We start from the raw sequence: 12,192 nt of genomic DNA, 5'->3' as shown, positions 1-12,192 counted from the left end.
GATTATAACATGTTATCTAATAAGTGGGCCAAGCTGGCAGCAGCTTTTATTTTAACAGCAAGCTTTGCAGGGCAAAATATAGCATTGACAACAACATTCGCAGAAGCGGGCAACCAGTCGGCTGGGACTTCAGGCACTGGAAAATGGATGGCAGGGGAATACCATGCCCATACCTACGTTTCAGATGATGCGCAGCAATCAGTTCAGACGGTGCTCGATCAAGCTTTTGAAACCTATGGGATGGACTGGATGAATTTATCTGATCATCTGAGAACTTCGAAGCGGGATGATGAAGGAAACTCGCTTCCTTCTCCGATATCATTTAAAGATGCTGTTAATAAATATCAGGTAAACATCATAAATAAACTAAAAGAAGCAGGAAAGTACAAGGATAAAATTATTTTTTCAGGGTTTGAGTGGGATATGCCAACCTACGATCACGTCGGAGCAGGCATATTAGCGGATAGCGAAGAAAGCAGCTTAAAGGCAACGAGCCTTTTTGAATATTTGTATACGGATCGCCCGGAGAGCATGTTTGACCCGGCAGTTGTAGCGGAGTGGAAATTGCTGTACCCTACGCGACCTGCACTAAATGCGGCTACAGCGCGCGATGCTGTGAAGTGGTTGAAAACAAATTATGCAGATTCCAGCTATATGATTATTAACCATCCATCCAGAAAGCTTGTCAATGGCAATGCGATTTTTCGAATTTCAGATATACGTGATTTTAACAATATAGCGCCAAACATCTTTTTTGGGATGGAGGGCATGCCAGGCAATCAGATGGAGCCAGATAGAGCCGGCTTGAATCAAAATAATCCCAAGACCAAGACGTACGGCGGTTCCGACTATATGATTGCTAAGGTTGGCGGGGTGTGGGACGCGCTGCTTGGAGAAGGTCGCCGGTTTTGGAATTTCACCAACTCTGATTCCCATTTTAAAGTATCGCAAGGTCTTTATTCTAGTGGCTACGCGCCGGGTGAATATTCCAAAAATTATACATGGGTAGAAGGCAACGACATGGCAGCTGTGCTGGACGGCATGCGTTCAGGCAAATCATTTTCGACAACAGGTGACCTGATTAATGCTCTAGATTTTACGATTACTAACGGTGAAAACAAAGGTGAAATGGGGCAAAACTTGAAGGTGAAGGATGGCGATGCGCTTAAGCTGACCATTCGTTTCAAAAGCCCGCAGACAAACAATTACGCCGTGATTAAAAGTGAAAATCCTGCTATCAATGACAAATATATTTACCAAAGTGACGTGACAAATGCTGTTAAGGTTGACCACGTAGATTTGATTGCCGGTGATGTTACAGGTGAGGTTAAGCCTGGTACGGATGAATACAACAAAGATACGAATGATTCAACGAAGGTCATTGCCAGATTCACGAGCGAAGACTGGACAACAGACGCGGAAGGCTACAATGTCATTACGTATGATCTCGATCCAGCGTACAAAGATCAGTATTTTAGACTAAGAGGCACTAATCTTGGCGAAAATGTAGCTGGCGAAACTGAAAACGGCGAGCCGCTCATTGACGTCAGAACAGAAGACGATACAACGATTGCGGATCTAGATATCCGTTATATGAAACGGTTTAATGAAATTAACGATCGCAACTACAAGGATCTTTGGTTTTATTCGAATCCTATCTTTGTAACGAGTGAGCCAAAAGACGATGGCAACACAGATCCAGGTCCAGGACCGATCGTGACGCCTCCTCCGGCTCCAGCTACTTCTGTAGAAGTAGACTTGGATGCGTCGAAAGGGACTGATGGCGCAATTAAAGATGTTATCAGCTTTAATGTGCCAGCAGGCGCTGCAGCTGTTAACGGAAAAATAAGCGCTAAGGTTGTAGGGGCGAATGAGGCACCGTCGGCTGGGACGCTTGAGGCGCTTAGTCCGGTGGTCGAATTCCAAAGCACAGCAGGCAACCAATTCAACAAACCGGTAGAAATTAGCTTCAACTACAAGAAGGATCAAGTCCAATCGGGCAAAAAAGCGGCCATTTATTACTATAACGAGCTGCAAAAGCGTTGGATTTATGTTGGCGGCATTGTCAAAGCAGATGGCACAATTTCAGCAAAGGTGAACCACTTTACTAAATTTGCGGTTTTCCAAGCAGAAGCAAAGCTGTTCTCCGATGCGACAACGCACTGGGTGGCACCATTTGCGGATCGCTTGCTTGGCATGAACGTAATTCAAGGTTTTGAGGATGGGACATTCCATCCAGAAGAGAAGGTTACTCGTGCTGCCTTTGCCAAAATGATCGTGCAAGCTCTCGGACTGCCAGCGGCTTCAGGAGCTGCAAGCTTTGCGGATAACAGTGACATTCCAGCATGGGCTGGAGCTGATGTAGCTGCTGCTGTGCAAGCGGGTATTTTGAAAGGCTACGAGCAAAACGGGAAAATGCTTTTCAAGCCAAATCAAACGATTACACGCGCTGAGATGTCAGTCATGATTGCGAATGCTTTAAAGGCTAACGAGCAGCAGCCAGCAAGTGCGGAAATGATATTTAAAGACGCAGCTGCTATTCCGGCATGGGCGAAGGACTCCATTAACCGTGCGGTTTCGGAAGGTATTATCACGGGCTATACCGATCAAACGTTCCGTTCCGATCGTGCAGCAAGCCGAGCGGAAGCCGCGGCCATGATTTTCAGGCTGCTTGATCGCTTGCATATCTAAATACGAAAGAACCTTCAGCCGCGTATCGTGCAGCTTGAAGGTTCTTTTTGTATATTGCAGCGTCATTCACAGCACGAAATAGCGGTACTCTTAACGGAAGATTGATTGTGTCCATTCTAATATGGATGAGAGTAAGATACATTTAAAGCTGCGTCTAACAAGACATAAGACTGATTTGTTAAAGTGGAGAAGATAAAAGCAATCCGAGCGATTAAACACAAGTGTTAAACGAGGAGCGATTATTAAACCAACGAGCAGGATAGTTCAATAAGCTTCAGAGGATAATCATTCGGCTTCCTCACTATTCCTGGGTGGAACAAAAGATTGTGTGATTTACACGGAGAGGCGGGCATGATAAGCTAATTTGCTTCGCGAAGACTTGCCATTCGCGGCTTTTCGCGAGGACTCATGCCCATAGAGGCTCCATGTCAAATCGCTCTATTAGCTTTAAAACGTACATTTAACCACGCAGTATAGCGAAGAACCATCAATCGCATAGACCTAATTTTTTTAATATGTTAGATTACTCCCAAGATGAACCAGTAATCTATGGAGGTGCAAAAGATATGGATAAAAATGAAAAAAAAGAACCTATGATTTTTGATATTCATGTAGCTGAAGGTAGCAGTTATGAGGTAGGTAAACAACGTGCGATTACAATGAAAGAAAACTATCCAGATGATATCCCATATTTTATTAGTCCAATGGAAGGGCAGGATTATATATCATTAGCAACTGCCCATAGGAGAATGATGTTGATAGACAAAATATGCCCTGGTTTTGTGGATGAAGTACAGGGATTTTCTGATGAAGTAGGTATAGAACCGGAAAAAATAATTTGCTTTTCAAATTCGTATCACAACTCTCATAATTGCTGTCAATTTGGAGTACTTCCTTCCAACACGAGCGATGGGCATTTTTATGTTGGAAGGAGTTATGAATATTTTGTAAGAGATGAAAGAAGTTTATGTATTACCCGGGTAACAGGAAAACCAAAACACATTGGTTTCTCATTACAAAATGCAGGTAGAATGGATGGAATGAACGAATTTGGACTCGTTGTTTCCATGACTAGTACGGCTTACTTGAAACCGCTTGGTGGGGATGGATGTGAGTTTTGGGTCGCTATTCGTGCAATTTTAGACCGCTGTAAAGATGTTTATGAAGCTCAATGTTTGCTTGAAGAAATACCGTTGTGTACGAATGCGAATTTTTTGGTAGCGGATGCTGATAATCAAGTTTCTGTATTCGAGGTGGCAAGCTTTTCATCAAATAAAAAAAGGATTTCAGTGCGAAAACCAACTGGTGGCTTATTGGTTTCCACAAATCATTATGTGAGTCATGAAATGAAGGAATTCGACGAACATCACTTTTGGCATTCTGAGATGCGCTATTCTTCCGTGTTGAACTCGTTATTACGAAATGCTCCTTATATCAATGATGAAAAGATAAGGAACTTAATGTCCACTCCGTATCCAAATGGTCCATGCTGCCATTTTTATTCAAGTGGGATGGGTACCCTTAGAAGTATGATATTTGATGTAACGGAAAAGAAATTGAAGGTTAGTTTTGGTCCTTCGGATATGAACCCATGGCATGTGATAGATTTTGATGCACCAATTGGGATTCAAGAAATTATTTGTGATTATAATAATGAAATTATTGAGAATCCAGAACAATTTTGGAGAGAGATGAAATGATACTTAGTTTTTTGTGATTGAGCTAACGGGCAGATTTGCTTAACAAAAGAGTTGGTAAAAAATGGTGATATGTTAAGAAAGGAGGTAAGGGAATGTATGCACAAATTTTTCTAGGTATTTGGATGCTTGTAATCGGGGGTTGTCATTTTTTTAAACTTAAAATTCTTCTTAGAAAATCCGTAATAGATATTTTGAGTGAGGATGAGCTAGCCTCATTCCAAAAAGGATTGATATTCCCACACATCTTATTAGGAATGACTTTTATTATAATGGGAATTTTTGAAAACAAGGGTATCCTCTCATTACCAGTATTTCTAGGGATATATATTATATTTGGTGCTGTTTCAATAACCATGATTTTAATAAATAACAAAAAACACTCAGGCTATTACATTTGGTAATGTTTCCAGGAATTGAAGTAACGGAAAAGGATATTTCAATAAAAAAACGGAAGTAGCCGATCACAATGATCGGCTGCTTCATTACGCTAACTGGCAGTTTAGTTATAATTGTTTACTACCTTTTATATCATTTGTGAGGTGTTATAATTGTAAATATAAGTAAATGGGAGGTGGTAAAACTAATGGAAAATAAATTGCCTTTATTTATCGTAACAGGTGCAAGTGGGTCAGGGAAAACATATGTCATAAAGGAACTACGGAGATTGATGCCTGATTTTGATATTTTTGACCCTGATAATCTTGTTGAATTTATTGGGCATGATTGGGAGAAAATGCGAAATATTTGGCTTAGGGTTGCACGAAATATCGCTCAAAGTGGGCGCATGACTATAATATGCGGAACAATGATGCCTTGGGATATTGAAAAATGTGCGGACTATCCATTTTTTAAGCATGTATATTACCTAAACCTACATTGTGATGAAGAAACTCGCGAGAAACGTCTACGTGAAAGAAATTGGTCAGAGGAAGAGATTCAAAACCACAAAAACTTTGCAAAACGATTGCTTGAAATTGCTGATGAGGTCTATAACCCACCTATGCCTACTATTGATACAACGGATAATGATGTAACCGAAGTTGCCTCTCAGATAAAAGAGTGGGTTCTCCAATACGCTTGAACTAATAGGGAACATTAGTTGAACAGTACAAGAAGCAGATACTACGGTAGCTGCTCCTTGTTTTTATTAAGCTAATGGGCAGGATAATTCAATCGTTTCTAGAATATTCCTTGAGTTGAATAATTTTATAAACTGTGAATACAACGTTATCTGAAAAATACGCAAAGATTATTTTTTGAAGGGATGATTAAATTGAAGCAAGGGATATTAGTTTATCTAAATGGAACTTCAAGTTCTGGAAAGACTTCCATATCGACTGAACTGATAAATCAGAAAGAGATTCCTTTTTATCATTTATCAATTGATGATTTTTTTAATAATTACAATGATTTTATTAATAATAAATTTCCAGATGAACCTCCAAGAGAAATAGATCATCAAGTTGTCTCACAATTACTTGATGATTCCATATTCTCAGTGTACCATTCTACAATTAAATTGTTATCAGAACTGGGTTTTAATGTAATAGTAGATACCGTAATCGACAATGACAAGAGGTTTAATGAGTTTCTTGATCAATTTTTCGATCAGCCTACGTTATTTATAGGTGTAATATGCTCGAAAGAAGAACTCATAAGAAGAGAGCAAGCAAGAGGAGATAGAAAAATTGGACTGGCAGCTTCACAGTTTAGCAAAGTATATTGCTTTGATGAATATGACCTCGAAGTAAATACTGAAGAGATGAACCCAAAAGAATGTGCCGAAAAAATATTAAATTTTATTAAGTCCGATAAGGAATACTCGGTATTTAAGAAATTAAGCAAAAAAAATGTTAGTGTTTCCTAGATGGCGTATCCAGATACCACCATATTCAAGCATTGGGGCTATCGCCCCTCAGCGTCCGAGGGATTTCGGGATTGAGCTAACGGAGAACGTTAGTTCAATAAACAGCGGCAGTTTTGGACTTAATATCTGAGTCCAAGGCTACCGCTGTTTCTATTTTTAAACAGTCTAATCGATTTATTACTCGAGCATATCCCGCGAATGGTAGAAATAATTGTCTCGGTAAGCGATACGGGATCAGGCATTTCGGCGGGACAAGCAGAAGCTATATTACAGGAAGTCTATCCGGTCTCATCATCGGGGACAGCCGGAGAGCGAGGCGTCGGGCTGGGGTTCACCAAATGCAGGGAATTTGTTCGTTTGAATGGAGGAGAAATTTGGTTTGACAGTGCGCTTTCGCAAGGAAGCACCTTCCATTTCTCAATCCCCGCTCCTCCCGAATCTTCCTCTCAATCTATAATTCAGGACGGAAGGAGGATAAGCATATGAAGGTTGTTATTATCGATAACGAGAAGGGCATGCATCTGATTATGAAGCGAATGCTCGGTAAGGTTAATGAAGTCGAGATCGTGGGAAGCTTCCAGGAGACATCGACGGCCTACTCGTTTCTGACGAACCAAGACGTGGATTTGATAATTATGGATATTAATATGCCGAAGGAAAGCGGACTGGAATTTGCCGGGCCATTAAGAGAGAGCAGCAGGCAAATGAAAATCGTATTCGTTACCTCACACAAAGAATATTCGCTTCCTGCATTTGATGTATTTGCCTTTGATTACATCGTAAAGCCCGTCAATCAAGCAAGGCTTCATCGTACTGTCCTAAGGGCGCTTTCCGAAATGTCTTCAGTAAAAGGTTCGGTAGAACTTGACTCTTCCTCTATACGAGTCCTATTTAATTGTTTGGGCGGAATGGAGATTCGTAATGCCAAGAACGAGTTAGTCAAGTGGAAGACTAGCAAAAGCGCGGAGCTTTTTGGCTATTTGTTAATACATAAAGGCAGGCTTGTATCCAGAGCGAGAATCATTGAAGATATGTTCGACGATATGCCACTTAAGAATGCAGAAACCTATTTATACACGACAGTCTATCAGCTTCGTAAATTGCTGGACACCTATGGGCTGAAGGATAGCTTACATTCGGACAGCAACTATTATGCGTTAGAGCTTAACCACATAGATGTCGATATGCTTCAATTTGAAGAAGGCTATAAGCAGATCGCTGTAGTGGATGATATCCATATAGAACAGGCGTTAGCGCTGGAGCAGCTCTATGCCGGAGATTTATTCGGGGACCGCGCTTTCCATTGGGCATGGAGCGAGGTAGAACGCTTTCGGCTGATGTATACAGCTTTTACCCAACGCTTATGCAGAGCTTTGTTAAATAGAGGGGATACCCAAACGGCAATTCGATTATTAACAAAGCTGACTGCTCACTATGAGCTAGATGAAGAAACCATTAAGCTGTTTATGAAATCCTTAGCGTTACAGAATAATAAAGTAGCACTCATGCGGCAATATCTTCACTATACAGAGACACTTTATCAAGAGCTTGGAATAAGCCCCTCACCTATTGTAACTGGCTATTACAGTCAATTGCTAGCGGAGCTTGATACCTAACATACAGAAAGATGAAGAGCCTTGCATATGCAGGCTTTTTCTTGTTGTCGAAGTTTGTCAGTTTGCTGTCAGTGGGATTGTTTATACTGTAGTTCTTGCTACGTGTGAGGAGGGGAGTCGTCTGAAAGTCGTTATTATCGATGATGAGAAGGCTATGCACTTCATTATGAAACGTATGTTAGCTAAGCTGGATGAGATCGAAATCGTAGGAAGCTTCCAGGAGACCACGGCCGCATACTCGTATTTGGTGAATCATGAGGTGGATTTGATATTCTTGGATATTAGTATGCCGAGAGAGAGTGGTCTTGAATTTGCTAAACGATTGAAAGAGGGCGGTAGAAAGCTGAAGCTAGTGTTTGTTACAACCTATAAAGAATATGCTCAGGTTGCATTCGAAGTTAATGCCTATGACTACATCGTGAAACCGGTTGAACAGGCTAGACTCCACAAAACCCTGCAAAGAGTACTTTCCGAAAAGCTCTAGAGAAGCATTGAAACGTCGAATTTGTCAGATTGCTGTCAGAAGTAGTAGTTATACTTGTCTTAGTTAAGAGTAAGTTGAAAATTTGAAGGAGGAACATTAATGAATATTATACTAAAAAAAACGGTTTCCATCACCTTAGTGATGTTGATGGTGTTAGGTGGATTGAATGGGCTGTTTGTTGGTGGAGTTAAAGCGTTTGCGGCGGATACTCTACAGGTATGGCAGGAAGTAGGCAACACTGGATTTTCAGAGGGTAGGGTAGATTACACATCCCTGTATGTATACAATGGCACCCCTTATGTGGCCTATATGGATGGGGAGAATAGCGATAAAGCCACGGTGAAGAAGTATGACAACGTCAGAAGCGATTGGGTGATGGTGGGCAGTGCAGGATTTTCAGAGGGTAGGGCAGATTACCTGTCTCTGTATATAGCTGCAGACGGCACCCCTTATGTGGCCTATATGGATGGGGAGAATAGCGATAAAGCCACGGTGAAGAAGTATGACAGCGTCAGCAGCGATTGGGTGACGGTGGGCAAAGATGGATTATCGGCGAGTTCGGTAGCTTACACGTCCCTGTATGTATACAATGGCATCCCTTATGTGGCCTATATGGATGGGGGGAGTAGCTCTAAAGCCACGGTGAAGAAGTATGATAGCGTCAGCAGCGATTGGGTGACCTTGGGCAGTGCTGGATTTTCAGAGGGGGAGGCATATTACCCGTCCCTGTATGTAGCTGCAGACGGCACCCCTTATGTGGCCTATATCGATTGGGGGATTAGCCCTAAAGCCATGGTGAAGAAGTATGATAGCGTCAGTAGCGATTGGGTGACGGTGGGCAGCGATGGATCTTTGGCGAGTTCGGCACATTACACGTCCCTGTATGTAGACAATGGCACCCCTTATGTGGCCTATATGGATGAGGGGAATAGCTCTAAAGCCACGGTGAAGAAGTATGACAGCGTCAGCAGCGATTGGGTGACGGTGGGCAACGCTGGGTTTTCAGCGGGTGAGGCACATTACACGTCCCTGTATGTAGACAATGGCACCCCTTATGTGGCCTATATGGATAAGGGGAATAGCTCTAAAGCCACGGTGAAGAAGTATGACAGCGTCAGCAGCGATTGGGTGACGGTGGGCAACGCTGGGTTTTCAGCGGGTGAGGCACATTACACGTCCCTGTATGTAGACAATGGCACCCCTTATGTGGCCTATCAGGATTTGGGGAATAGCTCTAAAGTCACGGTGATGAGTCTGAACACTGTTAATGCATCGCCGAGCTTGACTGCGGACACGACAGACAATGATAACTTGAACGACATCGAGATTACGTTTGCAGATGATGAGACGTGGCGCGGAGAGATTACGGCAGTGAAGGACGGAGAGAATCCGTTATTGGAAACGGATTACACGATCAGCGCCGGGATGATCACGATAAACGCTGGTGTGCTGTCAAAAGGCAGTCATACAATCAAGATAAAGGCAACTGGTTATTCTCATGCAACAGTAGTTCAGAATATGTTGCATTTTTATACAGGTGAAGGAACGGGTTTGGAAAGTGATCCTTACCAGATAGCCACCGCCGATCAACTCAATCAGGTCAGGTATTATTTAGATTCCGGCATTTTTTTCAAGCTGACAGCGGATATTGATTTAAGCGGTTATCAGGCCGACGAAGGCTGGCTGCCTATAGGAGATTGGGATACATGGTTTAAAGGAAATATGGACGGCAACGGGTATACAATCACGGGTTTGACGATTAACAGGCCTAATCACGATATACCTGTAGGGTTATTCGGTTATGCTGAAAATTCTGTACTATCAAATATGAAGCTTGAAAATGTGAATATTATAGGCGACGAAATTGGTAATACTGTAGGCGGATTGGTTGGTTACATTGATAATGGAACAGTCAGCAGCAGCTACGTCACAGGAAGTGTGAGCGGGGCAGATGTAGGCGGGTTGGTTGGTTGGAATGATGAAACCAATATCAGCGGTAGCTACTTCACAGGAAGTATGAACGGGGCGAATAATGTAGGCGGGTTAGTTGGTAGGAATTATGGAACGGTCAGCAACAGCTACGCGACTGGTAGTGTGAGTGGAACGCTAAATAATGTAGGCGGGTTGGTTGGTTGGAATGATGGAACGGTCAGCAACAGCTACGCCACAGGAAGTGTGAGTGGGTCTTCCGAAGTGGGCGGTTTGTTAGGATATAACAAATCTGGAACAATAAGCAACAGCTTCTATGACAGCATTATTACATCAGAACAATTGGTTAATGGAATAGGTATTCGTAAAACAACTGCAGAAATGCAAACCAGCAGCACATTTACGGATTGGGATTTCGAATCAGTTTGGTATTTGGTATCAGAGCAATATCCTCAATTATGGGCGTTTACAGCCTTGACGCCAGGAACGGATTACTTAACAACGAAATTGATCAAAGTTGCGAATGGAATGGAATATTCGCTTAATGATGTTGATTACACCGCGATCACGGGCACTTATGCAGATAATATTATTGTAAATGCAGGAGATACGGTCTACGTCCGTGTAGCTGCAGATCCTTCCAGCGCAATAACATTGACGGTCGATATAACGAACATCAATACGACAATAGAACCAATCGCAACATCAGCCATAGCAGGAGTAACAGCACCGGTAACAGGGGCAACGCCAGCAGCGACAGTAACGGAGACAATGTACTACACAGGGACGGTAACATGGTTGCCAGCGGTGACTACAACATTTGCGGCAGGTACAGCATACACAGCAACGATTACACTTACACCAAAAGCAGGATATACCTTAATAGGTGTGGATGCAGACTTCTTTACAGTTGCAGGAGCAACAACAACAAATATGGCTGATTCAGGCGTTGTAACCGCAGTGTTCCCAGCAACTGCAGCAGCAGATACATCATCCAGTGGTGGTGGCGGTCCATCGACGGGGGATGTGCCAGTAAAGGTCGGTCCAATAGACACTACAACAGAAATCAAACTTAGCGATATCTCAGGGCACTGGGCAGAGACAGGAATCAAGCAAGCGGTAAGCATTGGCTTCATAAAAGGTTATGTTGACGGAACGTTCAAACCGAACCAAACTGTGACTCGCGCGGAATTCTCAGTCATGCTGATGAATGCATTGAAGCCAGAGGGAGCAGGAGTGGCGTTGACTTTCACAGATACGGTGAAGATCGGAACCTGGGCCCAGAAAGCGGTCGCGCAAGCGGTACAAGCCGGCATCATAAATGGCTATAAGGACGGCACCTTCCTTCCGAATGCAAAGGTTACACGCTCGGAGATGGCCGTGATGATCGCGAATGCGCTTAAGCTGAACATCGAATCAGATACTGTTACCAGCTTCGCAGATGATAAGAGCATTCCGTCATGGGCGAAAGGGGCTGTAGCGGAATTAAATAAGCTTAGCCTTATGGTAGGATCTAGTTCAAACCAATTCAATCCCAAAGCCCAAGCAACAAGAGCAGAGGCTGTAACGGTACTGCTGAATATGTTGGAGCAAGAGAATAAGTAAAGTAAAATAACGGGGTTATCCTTTAGGCAGTATAATAACTGCTTGAGGGATAACTCTTTTTTAATGACATGCTCTTGTATAGAAGGAAATGAACAGAACCTTGACCGACTTTTTTTCAACCATTATAAGGATCAATTTATGATCCGCGTTTATAGCGGGGCCGATGATATTGCCATTCTTGTCTTTAAGTTTGAAATGCATGTTGCTTCAACCTCCCAGTATACTTAGAATTACATCTTAAAGTTGTTTACTAGGAAACAGCTGAGTAACGTTCGTTTAGTGGCTTAGAATACCAGAAAA

8 protein-coding genes are annotated in these 12,192 nt (G+C 42.6%); all 8 read left to right on the top strand.

Features of this window, described 5'->3' with window-relative positions:
* Positions 1–9 precede the first annotated feature (9 nt).
* The 8 genes from MHH56_RS28550 to MHH56_RS28515 all read left to right on the top strand — a co-directional run bounded on the left by MHH56_RS28550 (position 10) and on the right by MHH56_RS28515 (position 11,892).
* Positions 10–2,691 carry an S-layer homology domain-containing protein gene (locus tag MHH56_RS28550; protein ID WP_339205003.1) on the top strand — a complete coding sequence of 894 codons (2,682 nt, stop codon included), beginning with the start codon at positions 10–12 and terminating at the stop codon, positions 2,689–2,691.
* Between the two features lie 566 nt (positions 2,692–3,257).
* Positions 3,258–4,391 (top strand): C45 family peptidase, encoded by a 1,134-nt coding sequence (locus MHH56_RS28545; protein ID WP_339205002.1) that lies wholly within the window; start codon positions 3,258–3,260, stop codon positions 4,389–4,391.
* Between the two features lie 92 nt (positions 4,392–4,483).
* A complete protein-coding gene (locus MHH56_RS28540) occupies positions 4,484–4,792 on the top strand; it encodes a hypothetical protein (RefSeq protein ID WP_339205001.1) in 309 nt (102 codons plus the stop codon).
* 182 nt (positions 4,793–4,974) lie between these two features.
* Positions 4,975–5,472 (top strand): AAA family ATPase, encoded by a 498-nt coding sequence (locus tag MHH56_RS28535; protein ID WP_339205000.1) that lies wholly within the window; start codon positions 4,975–4,977, stop codon positions 5,470–5,472.
* A gap of 192 nt (positions 5,473–5,664) precedes the next feature.
* Positions 5,665–6,258, top strand: a complete 594-nt coding sequence (locus MHH56_RS28530; protein WP_339209759.1) for an AAA family ATPase — start codon at positions 5,665–5,667, stop codon at positions 6,256–6,258.
* Between the two features lie 482 nt (positions 6,259–6,740).
* Complete coding sequence (locus MHH56_RS28525) at positions 6,741–7,874, top strand: response regulator (RefSeq protein ID WP_339204999.1); 1,134 nt, start codon at positions 6,741–6,743, stop codon at positions 7,872–7,874.
* The gene (locus tag MHH56_RS28520; protein ID WP_339204998.1) at positions 7,864–8,358 is read left to right on the top strand and encodes a response regulator; all 495 of its coding nucleotides are present in this window, start codon (positions 7,864–7,866) and stop codon (positions 8,356–8,358) included. Before MHH56_RS28525 ends, MHH56_RS28520 begins: the two co-directional genes overlap by 11 nt.
* Before the next feature lie 99 nt (positions 8,359–8,457).
* Positions 8,458–11,892 carry an S-layer homology domain-containing protein gene (locus MHH56_RS28515; protein WP_339204997.1) on the top strand — a complete coding sequence of 1,145 codons (3,435 nt, stop codon included), beginning with the start codon at positions 8,458–8,460 and terminating at the stop codon, positions 11,890–11,892.
* The last annotated feature ends 300 nt before the right edge of the window (positions 11,893–12,192 follow it).

Source organism: Paenibacillus sp. FSL K6-3182, assembly GCF_037976325.1.
Classification (GTDB): domain Bacteria; phylum Bacillota; class Bacilli; order Paenibacillales; family Paenibacillaceae; genus Pristimantibacillus.
This window is presented reverse-complemented; position numbering and strand designations above follow the sequence as displayed.

Excerpts from the sequence above, each read along its gene's own strand:
- MHH56_RS28550 (WP_339205003.1), top strand. The coding sequence starts at position 10 with ATGTTATCTAATAAGTGGGCCAAGCTGGCAGCAGCTTTTATTTTAACA.
- MHH56_RS28545 (WP_339205002.1), top strand. The coding sequence starts at position 3,258 with ATGGATAAAAATGAAAAAAAAGAACCTATGATTTTTGATATTCATGTA.
- MHH56_RS28540 (WP_339205001.1), top strand. The coding sequence starts at position 4,484 with ATGTATGCACAAATTTTTCTAGGTATTTGGATGCTTGTAATCGGGGGT.
- MHH56_RS28535 (WP_339205000.1), top strand. The coding sequence starts at position 4,975 with ATGGAAAATAAATTGCCTTTATTTATCGTAACAGGTGCAAGTGGGTCA.
- MHH56_RS28525 (WP_339204999.1), top strand. The coding sequence starts at position 6,741 with ATGAAGGTTGTTATTATCGATAACGAGAAGGGCATGCATCTGATTATG.
- MHH56_RS28515 (WP_339204997.1), top strand. The coding sequence starts at position 8,458 with ATGAATATTATACTAAAAAAAACGGTTTCCATCACCTTAGTGATGTTG.